Source organism: Mesorhizobium sp. RCC_202 (assembly GCF_041355295.1).
Lineage (GTDB): Bacteria > Pseudomonadota > Alphaproteobacteria > Rhizobiales > Rhizobiaceae > Mesorhizobium.
In genome coordinates this window covers 306,201-323,959 of record NZ_JBFUPO010000009.1, presented here as the reverse complement: position 1 = coordinate 323,959, position 17,759 = coordinate 306,201, and the positions used below count along the sequence as shown (strand labels likewise).

The 17,759-nt window shown below is 63.3% G+C and carries 19 protein-coding genes and 1 pseudogene; 8 read left to right on the top strand and 12 right to left on the bottom strand.

Annotated features, from left to right (window positions below):
* Positions 1–268 precede the first annotated feature (268 nt).
* Complete coding sequence (locus AB6802_RS22000; RefSeq protein WP_371012275.1) at positions 269–1,471, top strand: AI-2E family transporter; 1,203 nt, start codon at positions 269–271, stop codon at positions 1,469–1,471.
* Here AB6802_RS22000 and AB6802_RS21995 read toward each other — a convergent pair.
* From AB6802_RS21995 to AB6802_RS21975, 5 genes are all read right to left on the bottom strand, one after another.
* Complete coding sequence (locus AB6802_RS21995) at positions 1,459–2,355, bottom strand: DMT family transporter (RefSeq protein WP_371012274.1); 897 nt, start codon at positions 2,353–2,355, stop codon at positions 1,459–1,461. The genes AB6802_RS22000 and AB6802_RS21995 overlap by 13 nt on opposite strands.
* 126 nt (positions 2,356–2,481) lie before the next feature.
* On the bottom strand, positions 2,482–3,246 hold the full coding sequence (locus AB6802_RS21990) for an arginyltransferase (RefSeq protein ID WP_371012273.1): 765 nt from the start codon (positions 3,244–3,246) through the stop codon (positions 2,482–2,484).
* Complete coding sequence (locus AB6802_RS21985; protein WP_371012272.1) at positions 3,243–3,584, bottom strand: hypothetical protein; 342 nt, start codon at positions 3,582–3,584, stop codon at positions 3,243–3,245. The genes AB6802_RS21990 and AB6802_RS21985 overlap by 4 nt, the downstream gene beginning before the upstream one ends.
* 2 nt (positions 3,585–3,586) lie before the next feature.
* Positions 3,587–4,057 carry an RDD family protein gene (locus AB6802_RS21980; RefSeq protein ID WP_371012271.1) on the bottom strand — a complete coding sequence of 157 codons (471 nt, stop codon included), beginning with the start codon at positions 4,055–4,057 and terminating at the stop codon, positions 3,587–3,589.
* A gap of 102 nt (positions 4,058–4,159) precedes the next feature.
* Positions 4,160–4,768: an isoprenylcysteine carboxylmethyltransferase family protein gene (locus AB6802_RS21975; RefSeq protein ID WP_371012270.1), complete on the bottom strand. Its 609-nt coding sequence runs from the start codon at positions 4,766–4,768 to the stop codon at positions 4,160–4,162.
* Between the two features lie 257 nt (positions 4,769–5,025).
* On the opposite strand from AB6802_RS21975, the gene sthA reads away from it, so the two are divergent.
* Together sthA and AB6802_RS21965 are read left to right on the top strand one after the other, a co-directional pair.
* Positions 5,026–6,414, top strand: coding sequence for a Si-specific NAD(P)(+) transhydrogenase (sthA, locus tag AB6802_RS21970; RefSeq protein ID WP_371012269.1), 1,389 nt, complete (start codon positions 5,026–5,028; stop codon positions 6,412–6,414).
* Between the two features lie 122 nt (positions 6,415–6,536).
* Positions 6,537–6,710: a hypothetical protein gene (locus AB6802_RS21965; protein WP_371012268.1), complete on the top strand. Its 174-nt coding sequence runs from the start codon at positions 6,537–6,539 to the stop codon at positions 6,708–6,710.
* Positions 6,711–6,719: 9 nt separating this feature from the next.
* Here the strand turns inward: AB6802_RS21965 and AB6802_RS21960 are convergent, their stop codons facing one another.
* Entirely contained in the window at positions 6,720–7,910 is a 1,191-nt protein-coding gene (locus AB6802_RS21960; RefSeq protein ID WP_371012267.1) for a TCR/Tet family MFS transporter, read from the bottom strand.
* 71 nt (positions 7,911–7,981) lie between these two features.
* On the opposite strand from AB6802_RS21960, the gene AB6802_RS21955 reads away from it, so the two are divergent.
* Positions 7,982–8,647, top strand: a complete 666-nt coding sequence (locus AB6802_RS21955; RefSeq protein ID WP_371012266.1) for a TetR/AcrR family transcriptional regulator C-terminal domain-containing protein — start codon at positions 7,982–7,984, stop codon at positions 8,645–8,647.
* Here the strand turns inward: AB6802_RS21955 and AB6802_RS21950 are convergent.
* Complete coding sequence (locus tag AB6802_RS21950) at positions 8,628–9,293, bottom strand: alpha/beta hydrolase (protein ID WP_371012265.1); 666 nt, start codon at positions 9,291–9,293, stop codon at positions 8,628–8,630. The two genes, AB6802_RS21955 and AB6802_RS21950, sit on opposite strands and share 20 nt — an antisense overlap.
* A 191-nt stretch (positions 9,294–9,484) precedes the next feature.
* Here AB6802_RS21950 and AB6802_RS21945 point away from each other — a divergent pair, with 191 nt between their 5' ends.
* The gene (locus AB6802_RS21945) at positions 9,485–10,660 is read left to right on the top strand and encodes an OpgC family protein (RefSeq protein ID WP_371012264.1); all 1,176 of its coding nucleotides are present in this window, start codon (positions 9,485–9,487) and stop codon (positions 10,658–10,660) included.
* A 136-nt stretch (positions 10,661–10,796) separates the two neighbouring features.
* Here AB6802_RS21945 and AB6802_RS21940 read toward each other — a convergent pair whose 3' ends face one another.
* Entirely contained in the window at positions 10,797–11,960 is a 1,164-nt protein-coding gene (locus tag AB6802_RS21940; protein WP_371012281.1) for a PLP-dependent aminotransferase family protein, read from the bottom strand.
* A gap of 21 nt (positions 11,961–11,981) precedes the next feature.
* Positions 11,982–12,206: pseudogene (locus tag AB6802_RS21935) on the bottom strand (GntR family transcriptional regulator); the annotation flags it as partial.
* Between the two features lie 81 nt (positions 12,207–12,287).
* On the opposite strand from AB6802_RS21935, the gene AB6802_RS21930 reads away from it, so the two are divergent.
* Entirely contained in the window at positions 12,288–13,457 is a 1,170-nt protein-coding gene (locus tag AB6802_RS21930; protein ID WP_371012263.1) for an MFS transporter, read from the top strand.
* Between the two features lie 121 nt (positions 13,458–13,578).
* Positions 13,579–14,121, top strand: a complete 543-nt coding sequence (locus AB6802_RS21925) for a dihydrofolate reductase family protein (protein ID WP_371012262.1) — start codon at positions 13,579–13,581, stop codon at positions 14,119–14,121.
* Between the two features lie 360 nt (positions 14,122–14,481).
* On the opposite strand, the gene AB6802_RS21920 is transcribed toward AB6802_RS21925, so the two are convergent.
* Positions 14,482–15,561 carry a LacI family DNA-binding transcriptional regulator gene (locus AB6802_RS21920; protein WP_371012261.1) on the bottom strand — a complete coding sequence of 360 codons (1,080 nt, stop codon included), beginning with the start codon at positions 15,559–15,561 and terminating at the stop codon, positions 14,482–14,484.
* A 376-nt stretch (positions 15,562–15,937) separates the two neighbouring features.
* Between AB6802_RS21920 and AB6802_RS21915 the strand changes: the two genes are divergently transcribed.
* The gene (locus tag AB6802_RS21915; RefSeq protein WP_371012260.1) at positions 15,938–16,069 is read left to right on the top strand and encodes a hypothetical protein; all 132 of its coding nucleotides are present in this window, start codon (positions 15,938–15,940) and stop codon (positions 16,067–16,069) included.
* Between the two features lie 10 nt (positions 16,070–16,079).
* On the opposite strand, the gene AB6802_RS21910 is transcribed toward AB6802_RS21915, so the two are convergent.
* Together AB6802_RS21910 and AB6802_RS21905 are read right to left on the bottom strand one after the other, a co-directional pair.
* On the bottom strand, positions 16,080–16,454 hold the full coding sequence (locus tag AB6802_RS21910) for a DUF423 domain-containing protein (protein ID WP_371012259.1): 375 nt from the start codon (positions 16,452–16,454) through the stop codon (positions 16,080–16,082).
* 31 nt (positions 16,455–16,485) lie between these two features.
* Entirely contained in the window at positions 16,486–17,733 is a 1,248-nt protein-coding gene (locus AB6802_RS21905; RefSeq protein ID WP_371012258.1) for an MFS transporter, read from the bottom strand.
* Positions 17,734–17,759: the final 26 nt, after the last annotated feature.

Genomic DNA, 17,759 nt, shown 5'->3' with positions numbered 1-17,759 from the left:
GGCGTCTCTTACGAGACGACCACTTCATACAACATCGCTTATGCAAGGTGTCGCCGAAGGCGACGGATGAGGGGTGCTCCAGGGAACGCCAACGTCTCACTTCGCTGGAACACCCCTCATCCGTCTCGGCGCTGCGCGCCGATCCACCTTCTCCCACAAGGGGAGAAGGAAAGAGCTCCGCCAATCATTTGGACTATCGTCACGATTGCTGCACTATCATCGTGCATAAGCAGTCACGGGAATTGTCGGCCAGGGGAGAAACGCCGTATTGAAGCGGGCTGAAATCCAGAAGCCGGGGCAGCAGCGCCTGTTCGGTCTTTCGACGCCGCTCAGGTCCGCCGTCATTCCGCCGTTGTCGGCGGCGCGCTGGCTGCTGGTGCTGATCGTCGCCGCCGGCGTATATTTCTTCCACGGCTTCCTGTTCCCGGTGCTGGCCGCGCTCGTCATCGCCTTTGCCAGCTGGCCGCTTTATCGCCGCCTGCTTGTCGCGGTTGGCGGCAACCGCACCATCGGCGCTACTTTGGCCATCCTCTTCATCCTCGCCTTCCTGGTCGTGCCGATCGCGCTTGCCGGCACCTATGCCATCAACGAGCTTCGCGAATGGGTGACCTGGGCGATCGAAACCAACCGCCACGGCGCGGTGACGCCGCAATGGATCGCCACCATGCCGGTCATCGGTGATTGGCTGAACGACCAGTGGACCACCAATTTCGGCCATCCGGGCGGCATTGGCGAGCTGATCCAGCTGGTCAGCGGCTCCAACATCGGAAATATCTATCGCGGCGCTTTGGCCGCCGGCGGCAGCGCCTTCGGTCTGGTTTTGACACTGCTGTTCATGCTGATCGCGCTGTTCTTCGCCTATCGCGACGGCGAGGCCTTCGCCGCGCAGATCGATCGCCTCGGCGAACGCATCCTGCCGACGCGCTGGGAGCGGATATCACGCGTCGTGCCGGCGACGATTTCGTCCACGGTGACCGGCATGACCATCATCGCCATCGGCGAGGGGCTGGTGCTGGGCGTCGCTTACTGGATCGCCGGCGTGCCGTCGCCGGTGACGCTAGGCGCGCTCACCGGCATCATGGCGCTGATCCCAGGCGGCGCGCCGCTCTCCTTCACGCTGGTCTCGATCTATCTCGCCGCCAGCGGCAAGATGGTTGCCGGCCTGGTGCTGTTCATCTGGGGTGCGGTCGAGCTCTTCGTCGTCGACAAGACGCTGCGGCCGAAGCTGGTTGGCGGTCCGATCAAGCTGCCTTTCCTGCCGACCTTTTTCGGCTTGATCGGCGGCGTCAAGACGATGGGCTTCCTGGGCCTGTTCATCGGCCCGGTGCTGATGGCGCTGCTCGTCGCCATCTGGCGTGAGTGGCTGCGCGAGGTCGAGATCACAGACGAGCTTCCGCCTGTCGCTGACGATGACAGCGGGCCGCCGCAAATCGAAGCGGCGGCCGAGCCCCGCAAGGTTCAAGCCGGGTGATGCACCGCGAGGTTCGCGCGGCGCTTGCGGCCCTCGTGCAGTTGCCAAAGCGAATGCGCGACCAGTGTGACGATCATGATCCCGCCGCCGATCAGGCTGTTGCGGGACGGTATCTCGGCGAAGATCATCCACACCCAGACCGGCGCCAGTATCGTTTCCAGGAGATAGAACATCGCGACTTCGGCGCCCGAGATGTATTTCGGCCCGTTGGCGAGGCAGAAGAACGCGATCGGCATGACGACGCCGCCGTTCAGGATGATCCACCACGGCGCCTCGACCTGAAAACCGGTCCTGGAAACCATGAACGCCGCCACTGCGAAGGGCAGGATCACGCCGATAAGCGCGGTAAAGCCCATGTCCTTGCCGCTGGCGCGCGAGATGGTGATGGCGCAGGCGATGAGGAAGGCCGAACACAACGCCATCAGGTCGCCAAACAGATATCCTGTGCCGACGGAATCGCCGACGATGATGGCGACCCCCACGATCATTAGCGCCATGGCGGCAAGGGTCAGCGGCCGCGGCCGCTCCTTCAGGAACAACCAGGACAGCAGCGCCGCGAACACGGTGTTGAAGGCCAGGATGAAGACCAGATCGGCGGTAGAGGTGTGGTAGACGGCCGTCATGAAGGCGACCGCGCCAAGTCCGTAGATCACGGCGACGATCAGCCCCGACCAGCCGGGTATGAGCTGCGGCGCATCCTTGCTGTACGCGCGCCAGACGGCCCACATGATCAGCGCCGCCGCCAAGGTACAACTGGTGCGCAGCAAAAGGATGGTCCATGCCTCGCCGTGGGCGAGCCGGATCAGTGGAATATCGATGCTCAGCACCAGTCCGCCGATGGCGGTGATCAGGAGGCCTTTCTGGTGATCGGTATGGGAAGACATGTGATCATTCTCGAAATGAAGCGGGAGCAAGGGCTGGCATCCCTGCACACTTCTCCCGCGGGGAGGGCGCAAGACCAGCGTCTTCTTCCTTGAAACACTATTAAGGGTGGGCTCGGGAAAACTGTTTTAGCGACTGACCGCTTCGTGGTCGTAGCGTTCCCAGCCCTTCGGGCCGAGATGCTCCTGCGGCATGAAGCGCATCTTATAGCTCATCTTGCGCGAGCCGTTGACCCAGTAGCCGAGATAGACGTGGGGCAGCCCCATCGCCTTGGCACGGGCGATGTGGTCGAGGATCATGAAGGTGCCGAGCGAGCGGTCCTCGAAATCGGGATTGAAGTAGGAATAGACCATCGACAGGCCGTCGGCCATTTTGTCGGTCAGCGCCACCGCGATCAGCTCGCCCTGGCCCTTGCCGGTGATGAAGGTGTCGGGGCCGCGGCGCCGGTATTCGATGATCTTGGTGTCGACATGCGTGTCCTCGACCATCATCGCATAGTCGAGCACGGTCATGTCCGACATGCCGCCGCGACGGTGGCGGGCATCGAGATAGGCACGAAACAGCGAATATTGTTCGGTCGAGGGCTGCGCGTCATGCATGGCGCCGACGAGATCGGCATTGTGCTGGGAGACGCGGCGCATGTTGCGGCTGGGCTCGAATTCCTGCGCCAGGATGCGCACCGACACACAGGCCCGGCAGGACTCGCAGGCGGGGCGGTAAGCGATGTTTTGCGAGCGTCGGAAGCCGCCTTGTGTCAACAGGTCGTTCATCTCCGGCGCCTTGTCGCCGACCAGGTGCGTAAACACCTTGCGCTCGAACTGACCCTCCAGATAGGGGCAGGGCGACGGCGCGGTCAGGAAGAACTGCGGCGACTGGGTCGGATGCTGCGTCATCTAATCTTGGAAAGGCTCCTGCGAATCGCCCTACCTTTGGCCCGGTCGTGGAAAAATTCAACAGGATTGTGCTGCCTAAAAGCAATTCCAGGAAAAGTGTGAAGCGGTTTTTCGTCCGGAATTGCGTCCAAACGAACAGCAATTCCAGGAAAAGTGTGAAGCGGTTTTTCGTCCGGAATTGCGTCCAAACGAACAGCAATTCCGGGAAAAGTGTGAAGCGGTTTTTCGTCCGGAGCGGGTCGCCGTTTCCATGAAACGGTGAACCGCTCCAACCGGCCCGCGGCAATCATATTTACGCGCGATCGCTGAGACGGAATGGCGACGGCGGTTGCGGACATGGTCAGATATCGGTGCGGGTGACGACCGTTCCCAAGAGCAGGTCGTGCAGCGTGCGCTTGCGATCCGAGAACAAGGTGACCAGCAGCACCAGCGGCGTCAGGATGACATTGCCGGCCCAGAACAGGACAGAGTGCACCACCGCGGTCATGCCATCGATGCTGCTGCCGTCGAGCTTTTCCAGCCTGATGCCCATGATCCTCATGCCGGTCGTCGCCTGGTCGGTGCTGCCCAGTGTGTTCCAGACATAGAGGATCGCCACCATCGGCACGAGCACGGAAAACAAGGCCCAGCCAAGACCGAAGGTCAAAAGCCCGAGAATGGCGATCAGGATGGCAAACGGGATGGTGAGCAGCGCGACGAAGAAATAGTCGAGCAGGAAGGCGAAGATGCGCCTTGTGCGCACACCGCGATAGGCGCGGGTGTCCTCGAACCTGGTGGCGATGATCTCGCCGTCCAATACGCGTGCGTTCATATCCGTTCCTTCATTGGCATCACAGGGCGATGCCGGCCGCCTTTTCAAATGGTGAGGGCGGCCTGGATTTCAAGGAACGCGCGCCGGTGGACCGGCGCAGTATCAGAAGATGCCGGGGACCAGCCGGTAGCGAACCCGCTCGAGATAGTCGCTATATTCCGGCGTCAGCGCCAGAATGCGCTCTTCGCGCAGGATGCGATGGACCTGGAACAGGGTGATGAACGCGTAGACGGTGAAGTTGTAGATCGAGAAGCTCGACAGCAGGAACAGGATGTGTCCCATCAGGTAGCCGGCATAGATCGGGTGGCGCACATACTGGTAGGCGCCGCCGGTGACGACGCCACGATTGGCCGGCAGGATGGCGAAGGATCGGCCGAGCGACATCTTTCCCCAGATTACCACCCACAGCGCCAGGAACTGCAGTGGCGCTGCAATGTAGAGCGGGACGATGGCGAGACCTGGCTCCAGCGAGATAAGGCCGGAGCCGAAGCCCGCGGTCAGCGAGATGAAGACGGTGAAAGGGCTCCAGTCGCGCACCAGCGGCCGCCGTGCGAAGAGCAGCCAGACAAAGGTGAGCGTCTCGGAAATCAGCAGCATGAGGACGTTGAGCCGGCCGTTGTCGATGACCAGATTGTGCACGCCGCGATAGATGAAGAATGCCGCGACGGCGAGCGCAATGAAACGGAACAGGCCTTCGCGCAGGTCGGTCACAACCGTACTGCTCTGAAGACCGGACCAAAAACCAGTCTCTGCGCCAGGCAGCGCGTCACTTTTGGAAATGGTCAACTCGAACTACCCCGGTGGTTCCCCTCGTCAGGACCATTGCACGCAAGCCTTGCCGTCCGGTTAAGGTTTTGCGGGTTTTTGGTTGCATCGCGCGGATTCGCCTCGCTGCAAGCGAATGGAGCGGTTGAACATGACATTCTTCCCGGTCTAGCTTGCTGCGGCGCACAAAGGGGATCGGGGACATGGATTACGATATGCTCGTCATCGGCAGCGGGCCTTCCGGCCGTCGCGCGGCCGTGCAATCGGCGAAGCTCGGCAAGTCGGTTCTGGTGGTCGACCGAGGCAGGCGCCTGGGCGGCGTCTCGGTGCACACCGGCACCATCCCTTCGAAGACGTTGCGCGAAACGGTACTCAATCTGTCAGGCTGGCGCGAACGCGGCTTCTACGGACGGGGCTACCGGGTCAAGCAGGACATTTCGATTTCCGACCTGGTCGATCGCCTGCACAAGACGCTCGACCATGAAGTAGAGGTGCTGCAGCACCAGTTCATGCGCAACACGGTCAAAAGTGCCCGCGCGGCAGTGAAATTCCTCGGACCGAACAAGGCCAGTCTGACCGCCGACAATGGCGATTACAGCGAAATAGGTTTCGGCAATGCGCTGATCGCGGTCGGCACGAGGCCGCATCGCCCGGCCGATGTACCCTTCGACAAGAAGCGCGTCTTCGACAGCGACGAGATGCTGGAGCTCGATCATCTGCCGCGCACGCTGACCGTGATTGGCGCCGGCGTCATCGGCGTCGAATACGCCACCATTTTCTCTGCCCTCGACGTGCCGGTAACGCTGGTCGAGCCGCGTACCTCCATCCTCGATTTCATCGATCGCGAGATCGTTGACGACTTCATCCATCAGATGCGCGATCGCGGCATGACCATCCGGCTGGGCAGCACGGTCAAGGAGATCGCCTCGAAACCCGACCATGCCGAGGTAACGCTGGCCGACGGCCGCACCATCCGCTCCGAGATGGTTCTCTACGCCGCCGGGCGTACCGGCAACGTCGCCAGTCTCGACCTCGAGGCCGTCGGCATCGAAGCCGATGCCAGAGGCCGCATCAAGGTCAACCCGCACACCTTCCAGACCAGCGTGCCCAACATCTATGCGGCCGGCGACGTCATCGGCTTCCCGAGCCTCGCCTCGACCTCGATGGAGCAGGGCCGGGTCGCCGCCTGCCATGCCTTCGGCGTCCACCTGCCGCCGCCGCCCGAGAGCTTTCCCTATGGCATCTATGCCGTGCCCGAAATCTCCACGGTAGGCCAGTCGGAAGAACAGGTGCGCGAAAGCGGCGCCGCTTATGAAATCGGCCTGGCGCGTTTTCGCGAAACTTCGCGCGGCCACATCATGGGTGTCTCGAGCGGTTTCCTGAAGCTTCTGTTCTCGGTCGAGACACGCCGCCTGCTCGGCGCCCACATCGTCGGCGAGGGCGCTACCGAACTCATCCATATCGGCCAGGCGGTGATCAATCTCGGCGGCACGGTCGACTTCTTCGTCAACAACACCTTCAACTACCCGACGCTGGCCGAAGCCTACAAGATCGCCGGGCTCGATGCCTGGAACAGGATGGGGCGGGGATAGGCAGACACAGGCGAAGCTCTGCCTGCATGGCAGGGATATGTGAGTAGTGTCTCAGTTTGAATTTTAACCAGCCGCCTATACTGACATTCAGCCAAGGCCCGTAATGTGCTATGACTCGTCCCATGGGGAAGAAGGCGAAAAAGAAGCAAAAGCACGCGGTTGAACTTTCGATAGAAGCTGAGTTGGAAGCGGAAGCCGCCTACTATGCCCGCAAGTGCGGGATTACCGTCCAGGAAGCCGCGCAGATCATCCGGGAGGCCCACAAGCCGAAGCTCTCAATTGTCCAGAAGAAATAGGGGACCGGCTCAGCCGGGTCGCGCCGCCTCATCCCGCGGCGCCGGCCTTGCAAGAAGCAGCGGCAGGCATAGCGCGTAGAGTGCTGCGCCCGCGATCCACACCAGGCCGGGAAAGAAGGCGCGCGTGCGGAAATAGAGCATGGCGATAGCGAGGGGGCCGACCACCGAAACCAGGCTCATCAGCGAGGTGAGCACGCCTTGCAGGCGACCCTGGTGATCTGCGCCGATGCGTGCGGTGAGCAGCGACTGAAGCGCAGGCGAACCGATGCCGCCGAGGCAGAACAGTGGCAGCAGCGCGAAGGCCATCCAGCTTTGCCAGGCCAGCGCGATCGAGACATAAGCGATGCTGTCGGCGAGGATAGCGATCAGCAACGTGCGCCTTTCGCCCCAACGCTCCGCGATAGGGCCCGCGACGAACCCCTGCGCACCGGCGTGGAACAGGCCGAACAGCGCTAGCGAGATGCCGACGGTGAACAGGTCCCAGCCGAACCTGTCCTGGACGTAGAGCACCCAGATCGTGCCGCCGATTTCGCCGACAAGGCCAAGCACGATCATGGCGCCAAGCAGCGGCAGCAGGGCGGGGAAGGTGAAAGCCCAGCGCAGCGGCGCCAGCGGATTGAGCGACGGCATCTCGCCTGGACCGACGGCGCATTTCGGCTCGGGCAGCAGGAAGAAGGCGAGGAACAGGTTGAGACCGTTGAGGGCGGCGGCGGCCAGGAATGGCGCGCGCAGCCAGATGTCCCCCAACACGCCGCCGAGCGCCGGGCCGGCGATGAAACCGACGCCGTAGGCCGCGCTCAGATGGCCGAAGCCGCGGGCACGGCGGTCTTCCTCGGTCATATCGGCGATGAAGGCAGAGGCCACTGCCATGCTGGCGCCGGTGATACCGGCAAGGATGCGGCCGGCAAACAGCAGCGACAGCGATGGCGCAAAGGCCATGAACAGGTAATTGACCATCGATCCCGCCAGCGCCAGGAGCAGCAGCGGTCTTCGACCATAACGGTCCGACAGCGCGCCAAGCAACGGCGAGAAGACCACCTGCATGGCGGCATAGGACGACAGGAACGCGCCGTAGATCCAGCCGATGTCATCGACGTGGCCGACCTCGCGCAGCAGGCCGGGCAGCACTGGCATCACCAGACCGATGCCGACGGCATCCATCGCCATGACCATCAGCACTATGAGATAGGCCCTTTTCACAACCGGCCACTTTCTGTTAATTTATCATCGATAAAGTGGCGCTTATCATTGATAAGGAAACAGGGCAAGTCGTGAAACTGAGCAGGGCGCAGATTGTCGACGTGGCTCTCGATCTGTTGAACGAGGTCGGTATCGACGCGCTGTCAACGCGCCTGCTGGCGCAGCGGCTGACGGTCCAGCAGCCTGCGCTCTACTGGCATTTCAAGAACAAGCGCGCCTTGCTTGATGCGATGAATGAAGAGATGCTGCGACGCGGCCACAGGCACCGGATGCCGATGCCCGGCGAAAGCTGGCAGGATTTCGTGCGCAACAACGCGCGCAGTTTTCGCGGTGCGCTGGTCGCCTTTCGCGATGGCGCGCGGGTTCATGCCGGCACCGAAGCCGAGCCGGGAGAACTCGAACGTTTCGAGCAATTGCTGCATTTTCTGGGCGATGCCGGTCTTACCCCGGTCATGGCCCTGGAGCTGATGATGTCCATCGGACGCTATACGGTGGGTTGCGTCCTCGAAGAACAGGCCGCCTATCCGGATGGTCCCGGCCGTGGCGCCGCGTTGGACGCCGCGGCGAGCGGCTTTCCGCTGTTGAGCGCCGCTCTCGCTCACCACAGAGCCGGCGGCCACGAGGCGCTTTTCGAAAGCGGGCTGGCCCTTATGATTGCCGGGACGCAAGCACGCATTGCCGGCGGGCGACGAGTCGCTCCGAGACGATCGCGCGTGATCAGGCGACCGGTGCCGTGAGCCATTGCCGCACGATCGCGGCATCCGTGTCGCCGAACTCATGCCCGGAGGCGACGATGCGCGCGTCGATCTCGGCGCCGCGCTGGCTGAACAGCGTCACCAGAGCAGGCGCGTAGGGGCCATAGGTCTGGTCGGCCGCGCCGGCGATGATCAGCACGCGTGTACCGTGCAGGTCCACCGCAGGCGGATCGTCGAGCACCGGCATCGCGCGCAGCAGGGCCGCCCGCCTCACAAGCCCGGGGTTGAGCAGCAGAAGTGTCGAGACGACATTGGCGCCGTTCGAGTAGCCGAGAAAGGTCGCTCGGTTGAGGTCGAGGCCATGTCGCTTCGCCGCTTCGGCCGCAAATTGGGCATAGGCGGCGGTCTCGTTGCGGATGCTTGCCTGCTTGAAACGGGTTGGCGTGATGCGCTCGAACCAGCGAAAGCCGTCATCCTGGGGGACGCGGCCCCGCGCCGCGATCAATGTCGCGTCAGGCGAGATCTTCCTCGCCAACGGCAGCATTGTCGTCTCGTCCACACCCGATCCATGCAGGACAAAAAGGCATTCGCGGTTCGGCTTTGCTGGCCTCACCAGACGGTAGCGAAAGGCAAGATCGTCGCGCAGGGCACTGTTTTCGTCTGTATATTCGGACACACTCACATCCATTTGATTCTATGAGAGATTCGTTGATTTGCCGGCTTCAAAACAGAATATTTTCCCGCTCCGCGAAAGTTGATTGAACCAGGCGCATTTCAGACCGTTTCAGCGCCGATATCTTCCCGTCGGGAGGAATCGAAGCGGTGCGCCCCGGGGGTCGCATTGCTGGATACGAACACCAGCTCTGAGGCCTTTTGTCGATGACCACCCCTGTTTCCAACGCTCGCGACACGCGTATCGATGTGCTGCGCGCGCTCGCGCTCCTTACCATTTTCGTCGATCATGTTCCCGGCACGATCTTCGAAAACGTGACCTACAAGAATTTCGGCTTCTCCGACGCGGCGGAGGCCTTCGTGCTGATCTCGGGTATTTCGGTCGCGCTTGCCTATGGCACCAAGTTCAAGCCGGGCGGCCGATTGCTTCCGACCCTGAAGATGTGGCGGCGGGCCGGCGTGCTCTACGTCACCCATATCGTCATCACCATGGTGGTGATCGCGCTGTTCTGTGCCGCGGCGGTGTTCGCGCACCGGCCGGAAATGCTGACCATGATCAACATCGAGCCGCTGATGAAGAACACGCCGCAAGTGCTGCTCGGCATCGTCACGCTCGGCCATCAGCTCGGCTACAACAACATCCTGCCGGTCTACGCGGCGCTGCTCCTGGCCGCGCCGGCGTTCATCCTGTTGATCAGCTGCAGGCCGGTGTTGGCGCTGACGCTGTCGGGCCTGCTGTGGCTGGTCGCCGGCATTTGGCAGATCGCGCCGCCGAATTATCCGGAGCCGGGCCTGTGGTTCCTCAACCCGCTGTCCTGGCAGTTCCTGTTCAACATCGGCGTTGCCGGCATGCTGCACGTCAAGCGCGGTGGCAGTATCCCGGTCAACCGCTGGCTGGTCGGTGCCGCCGGCATCTATGTCGTCGGCGCGGCGATCTGGGTGCACAGCCCGCTCTGGGGGCAGATCACCTGGTTCAACCTGCCGATCGTGATCGGCGGCTTCGACAAGACCTTCCTGTCGCTGCCGCGGCTCATGCACATCCTGTCCGTGAGCTACCTGATCGTGGCGCTGCCGGCGGTATCTAATATCTTCCGCGCCCGGCCCGACAATCCGCTGGCGATCCTCGGCAAGCGGTCGCTGCCGGTGTTCATCGCCGGCACGCTGCTCGCCATGGCCGCGCAGGCGCTGAAACTGATCAACCCCGGCGGGATCGCCTATGACACGCTGCTGATCGCGGCCGGCATCGCCATGCAGTTCGCGCTTGCGCTCTATCTCGAATGGCTTGCTGGTCTGAACCCGACCCGGACCACACCGGTGCGCGAGGAGCCCGCGCGCGCCGTATTCGGCGCGCGGCCGGCGCCGGCGAGGATGGGAGGCTACTGATGGCGCTTAGATGTTTGATTTTGGCGAAGGCCTGCTCGATCTGATTGACGTGCGGGGAGTAGGGCGGCAGGGAACCAGAGAGCTATGGCGATCGGTCGTTTTGAGTTTACCTGTCGGCGTCAGTCAGTCGGCCAATTCAAGGCAAGGGCAACGCAAACGAGCGAACGGCCGCGGCCAGAAGCCTGATGCTTGGGCCGATCGCGCTGTCAGCGATACGCCCGTAGCCAATGAACAGCCGGCGCGGCCCTGAGGCGTTCTCGGTATAGCGACCGAGACCCTCGGTCGCGAGACCTCGATCTCGCAAGAAGGCAACGACGCCGGCTTCGTTCGCGGCGGTGAAGTGCGGGGGCAAGCGCACCGTGACGTGAAGTCCCGCGGCCGCGCCTTCGATGCTGAGCTCGGGAAGTTCGCGCTTGAGGAATCCGAGAAGAAGGTCGCGGCGATCACGGTAGATGCGGCGCATCTTCCGCAGGTGCCGATCATACGCTCCGGTCTGCATCAGATGCGCGAGCGCATCCTGTTCAATGCGCGGTGAGCCCTCCTTCCACCGGCGCAGTTCCGCGTCCATCGGCGCAACCAGGGGCGGCGGCACCACCAGCCAACCGAGCCTCAAAGCGGGCGCCAGCGTCTTGCTTGCTGTTCCCGCGTAGATCACGCGGTCGGCGGCGAGGCCCTGAAGCGCGCCGACCGCCGCCTGATCGTAGCGAAACTCGGCGTCATAGTCGTCCTCGAGCACATATCGGTCCTGTTCCTCGAGCCATTTGACGAGACGTTGGCGCCGGCTTGCACTGAGCACCCCACCGATCGGGAACTGGTGCGAAGGCGTGATCAATGCCCCCTCTGCGGCGGTCGCGATGAGCTGGTCGACGTCGATTCCGTTCTCGTCCACTGGAACGGGCACCCTGATGAGCCCGGCTTTATCGACGGCGATCCAATCGCTGTAACCCGGGTCTTCCACCGCCACCCGGCGGACCCCGACGGCCTGCAAGACCACGCAGGCCAGCGCCCGCCCTTCGGCGAAGCCGCTGGTTATGAAAATGCGAGTCGGATCCGCGACCAACCCGCGAACCCGGCCCAGATAATCCGCAAGCGCGGACCGCAAGATCGGGCTTCCTCTGAGATCGCCGTAGCCAAGATCGCTCGCCGGAAGTGCATTCAGAGCTATCCGAATCGCGCTGGCCCAAGCCTTGCGCGGGAACAGCCCGACGTCGGGCATCGCCGGTCGCAGATCAAAGCGGACAGGCTTTTCGGGAAGCGTTTCCTTAGCTGGTGAAGCAACGTGCGCGGCCCCAGCCGCCACGACTGGCCTGGCTCCTCGCCGTAGCGTCAAAAATCCTTCCGCAGCGAGCTGAGAATAAGCCTCCACGATAAGTGGCCGGGAAACCCCGAGCTGCACAGCCAAGGCGCGCGTCGAAGGGAGACCGACCCCCGCGCGTAGGATGCCTTCGCGGATTTGCCTGAGCAGCCCGCGGCGGAGCTGGCTTCCGAGGCTCTCGCCGCTCTGCCGATCAAGCTCCAGCGCAAGGTCCGTGATTAGACTGGTCAACTAAAAAGGCGCCAATGTGGTCATGTCGACCAGACCAGTAACACGTTAGATCGCTGTTGGACACCAGCCAGGAGAAAACAGATGACGACCACAGCAATTTTCGCGGTGCCAAAGCAGACCACGGTCGAACCGATCTTCACGGCACCCATGCTAGGCATGGTGGGCGTGATGCTATCAGCCATGAGCAGCTTCTATCTGCTCCTCTCGGCCATCCCGGCGCTCGCGGCGAGTCTTGGCGGTCCGTCCGCCGCGGGCGCAGCGACCGGCGTTCTCATGGCGGCGACCATCGCTGGGGAAGTCGTCGCGCCGCGAATCGTCGCTTCCTGCGGTCGCAAGGTCGCGCTCGCACTGGCGCTCGTTGTCCTCGCGATTGCGTGCCTGGCTGCTTTGCCGTCATCGCTGGCGCTGATCCTCGTGAACTGCGTCGCCCGGGGTATGGCCCTTGGCGTCTTGCTGGTCGCCGCCTGCGGCATTTCGGTCCAGTTGGCTCCGCCATCACGCCGAGCTGAGGCTATGAGCCTCTATGGGGTGGCGTCCGCCGTCCCTGCTATCCTTGCCGTGCCGCTTGGCCCTTGGGTGCTGATCCACCTCGGCCCGTCTGGAACGGCATTGGCTGCCGCGAGCCTAGCCCTTGCCGCGCTCGCGGCCACGGTGGTCCTCCCCGCGAATATTCGCGTCGGGGAGCAGCAGGATCACAGCCTGCCTCATTGGCGAGCAGCTGCGTCGCCGGCGCTGTGTCTTGCCTGCGGTGCGGTTCTCGTGGGCGCGGCAGTGACCGTTGTGTCGCTTGCGCACCCGGAGGCCAGCGATAGCTCGATCATGTTCGGGCTGTTCCTCCAGGGCGCCGGTGCGGCGTTCACACGCTGGGCATCGGCTCGCCAAATCGATCGAAAGGGGGCAACCGCTGCGACGCTGACCGGTCTTGCGAGCTGCGCAATCGCTGCAGTCTGCCTGTCAATTCACGCCGAGGCCGCGATGCTCGCAGGAATGCTGCTGAGCGGAATGGCCTTCGGAGTGCTGCAGAGCGCGACGCTGGCAGACCTGCTCGCCCGCGTCGGACCCTCAAACGCAGATGGCGCGGCGGCATTGTGGAACGTGGCGTATGACGCGGGACTGGGCGTTGGCGGCCTCGCCGTTGCAGCGCTTGCGACATCGATCGGATTCAGCGCCGCCTTTGCCGTCACGGCCGTTTCATTCGCGTTCGTCACGGTTCTTTCTGTCAAGCGAAAGAACAGGATATCGCAATGCTGAGGCGTCAATTGCCGGGCGCGATCATCGCGAGCGCAGCATCCGAATTGCAGGGTCACGGCGGGCACTACACGCTCACAAAGCCTGAATTGGCAACCACCTATAGAAGTCAAGGATTCCGCAAATGAGAAAGTTGATCGAAAGTACGCTGATGTCGCTGGACGGGGTGGTCGGCTCGCCGTGGACCTGGACCGGGTCGTACTGGGACGCAGAGAGCCGCGGCCATGCGCTCGCCGCGCTGGACCGCTACGACGCGTTCCTGTTCGGTCGCGTCACCTACGAGACGTTCGCGGCGACCTGGTCGCAGGCGAGGGGCGACGCCTACCTCGACCGGATCAACGCGATGCCGAAGTACGTCGCCTCGACGGTCCTGCGCGAGACGACCTGGAACGCCACGCTGCTCATGGGCGACGTCGTCGAGGAAATCCGCCGCCTCAAGCAGCAGCCGGGCAAGGATCTCGTCAAGTACGGAACCGGCAAGCTGGATCGAACGCTGCTCGGGCACCACCTCATCGACGAGATCCAGGTCTGGATCATCCCGGTGATCGTCGGGAAGGGGCAGCGCCTCTATGACGCGATCGACCCTGCAAGCGTCAAGCTCAAGCTCGAGGCGCAAAAGGTGTTCGGCAACGGCTCCGTCCTGCTGACCTACGTTCCGGAGCGATGATGACCAGCTGGCGCGGGCCAGTGGAGTCGGTCAACCCGCTAAGCGCCTCGGCGCGCGCTGCCGCTGCCGCGGCCGGGCCGAAAGCGCGCCCTTGCGAGCTTGCTTTCCTTCGGTTGATGCTGACAGCTTCGCCAAGTCGGCCGGAATCTCCCGGCAGGCGGTTAAGGCCTGCCAGAGCGTGGCAACTGGCGAGCAGGTTGAGTGGACGAACTCTTTCTTCGACATCGTGCGATAGCCAGGGCGCTTCGCCACTACATGGAAACGGCGAAGCGCTATAACTCTTTGTTTTTACGCAATTCCGGACGGAGGGTTACGGCGAAGTCGCCGAACTTAACCGCTCACCCTTTTCCTGGAATTGCCCTAGCCTTTTCGGGCAGGCCCGCTCGAGCCTCTGACGACAAGCTCGACGCCCATCGTCTCGCGTCGCACCGCGCCGTCATGGTCGAGGATCATACGCGCGGCCCGGCGGCCGATCTCGGTGATCGGCTGTGCGACCGTGGTCAGCGGCGGCGTGCACAGCGCGCCGTCAGGCACGCCGTCGAAGCCGACAATGGAGACATCGCCCGGGGCGCTTAGACCCTGCGCTTTCAGCCAGTCGATGGCAACAAGCGCCATCCTGTCGGACATCGCCAGGATCGCGGTCGGCGGCTCGCCGGCGGCGAAGATCGCCTCGAGCCCGGCCTTCGTGCTCGTCTCCTCGTTCTCGGTCTCGTAGACCGGGATCCTCGCCGTATCGATGCCGAAGCGGGAAAGCTCCTCGAAATAGCCAGCAAGGCGGTCGCGCGTTCCCGTATAGCGCGCGCTGCGCACGATTTCGGGCGTGGCAAAGCCGGTGCGGCCGTCGGCAAAGGCCAGCGACAGCACGGCGAAGCGGCGATGGCCTAGATCGGCCAGATGGCGCGCCGCAAGCCGCGCGCCGGCGACATTGTCGACGCCGATTGCCGAAACTGTCTCGTCGTCGAAGCCGAGTTCCAGCGCCACGAAAGGCAGTTTGCGTTCGCGGGTCAGGTCGACGAGGCGCGAGCCGCCTTCAATGCAGAACAGGACGAAGCCGTCGACAAGCGCACTCTGGACGTTCCAGGCAAGCTTTTCCTGGTTGGCGGCCGAGACCAGCGCGATGCCGGCGCCGGTGGCGTCGCAGGCTTGCGAAATGCCGGCCATCATGACACGGGCGAAGGGATCGTCGAAGAAGTAGGAGAGGGGCTCCGTGGTGGCGACGCCGATGGCGTTGACCTTGCCGGCGCGCAGCAGGCGGCCTTTCGGATCTGGCCCGGCATAGCCCATCTTCTCCGCCATCGCCTTGACCCGTTCGCGCACTTCGGCGCGCACGATCTCCGGTCGACTGAAGACATTCGAGGCCGTGCCATGCGAGACGCCGGCGGCCTTGGCGATGTCCGCCAGCCGGATGGGCCTGGCCTGGCCTTCGATTAGTGACGCCATGTCGATCCTCCGAATCCGGTCACATCACGAACATGACCTTGGAATTGTCGCAGGTCATCTAACATTTTTCTTGTATCGATTCAAATTTCGCTTGACTTAAAAGGTATCAGGGTTATGATTTGAATCGATCCAAGGTCTCGTTTCGGCGAGGTCAGTTTTGAAGGGAGGGTGCCATGCATCCGGTCAGTTATCTGTTCGAAGACATCTACCGCAACGATTGGGGCATCGCCTCGAGGACCGCAAGTGAAAGACGCCGCGGTTGGGCGAACCCATGGAGACGCGAACCGCGCCTCGTTGTGGAGCGCAAGCGCGCCTAGACGGCAGCTATCTTTCACGCCGATCGATTGAATCGATCCAATATCTTAAGGAGGCAGCCATGCATCCGATTGGTCACCTGTTCCAGGATGTCTATCGCAACTACTGGGGTATCACGCCGTCGACCGAACGGCCGGAACGCCGCCGTGCCGCGAAGCCGGCCCCGCGCAAACTGCGCATGGGCCGCAAATAGCCCGGAAGGCTCAGCGGCGAGGGCGCCACAGCGCCGAGACGGCGATCGCCAGCCAGCCGGCGATCAGCAGCGTGCCGCCGATCGGCGCCGACATCGGGAATAGCCGCGCGCCGAGAAAGTCGCGGGCGATGAGGTCGCCCGCAAAGAGAAGCAGGCCCGCAAGCAGAACGAGACTGGCAATCCTGAGACAGCGGTTGCCGCCGGCAAGGCCGACGGCGAGGAACACCGGCGCATGCATCAAAAGGAAATTGGCCGCCGTGCCGGTGAAGGCGCCGCCGCGATGCGCGGCTGCCGCCGACAGCGCTACACCCGCCGCGCCGACCAGGCCGCCTGCCAGCACAAGCAGGCGGCTGCCGTCGTTCCCAGGTTTCTCGAAAAGGCTCATGGGGCGCTCCGTCGTGGCTTGCGGGGAGCCGTCAGGATTCGCCGGCCTCCAGCAGCATATGCCGCGCTCGCCGCGACTGGACAATCCAATTGTAGACAGCACCCAGAGCCATCAGCACCGATGTGCCGAGAAACACCGCTCGCATGCCGAAGTGACCGCCGACGAAGCCGCCCGACAACGGCCCAGCGACCTGGCCGACATATTGCGCCGAGATCGCCAATCCGAGCACATTGCCGCCGACGCCATCCGGGATGTTGTGGCGGATGACGCTGGTGATGCAGGGCAACAGCCCGCCCAGCGCAAGGCCCATCAGGAAGCGCAGGCCGATCAGTTGCCAGCTATCGGTAACGAAGGCTTGCGGAATGAGCAGCAGAGCCGATACGGCGAGAGCGCCGACCACGACGTTCCAGTGGCCGACGCGGTCGGCGAGCTTGCCGAGCCACGACGACGACAAAATGGTGCCGAGCGCGGCCGCCGACATCACGACGCCGGCGACCATCGTCACCTCGCTCTGGTCCTCGATGAGCTGCTGTACATAGACCGTGATGATCGGTTCGATCGACATGTTGGCGAAGGCGAGCAGCATGCCGGTGGCCAGCATCGCCACGATCGGCCGCTTGTCCGGGATCTGTGACCAGCCGCTCCTTGGCTTCGCAGCCAAGATCGGCTTGGGCGCCGGCGGATTCTCCTTGATCAGGAAGGTCGTCGCGAGGAAAGCGAGGAAGATCACGCCGCCCGACAACAGGAAGGTCGCGCGGATGCCGATCAATGGCGGCAGCAGGCCGCCGAGCAGCGGTCCGACCAGTGACCCGGCGGTGATGCCGGCAGCCAGAACGCCCAGCGCCCGACCGGAGCGCTCCTTCGGCGTCTGCATGGCCACCAGGATCGTCGATCCCGACGAATAGCCGCCGGCAAAGCCGATCAGCAGCCGCAGCAACACCAGTTGCAATACACTCTGCACCATGCCGGTCAGCGACATGCAGATCGCCATTCCGAACGAGGCGCGCACCAGCATGACCTTGCGCCCGTAGCGGTCGCCGAGCCGTCCCCATAAAGGGGCGACCAGCGCCGCGGCAAAAAAGGTCGCGCCATAGGCTATGCCCGACCACTGCACGATTGCCGCATGGCCTTCGGCACGGAGCTGCTCGACGTAAAGCGGCAGGAACGGCAGCAGCAGCGTCATGGCGATAAGCGTGCTGAACGAGCCGGCGAAGCAGACGGCAAGGTTGCGCCGCCAATGGATATTGTAGCCGCTCTGTTCGGAAGCTTGCTCGGTCATGTCACGCCTGCCGGGTATCCGGGTTG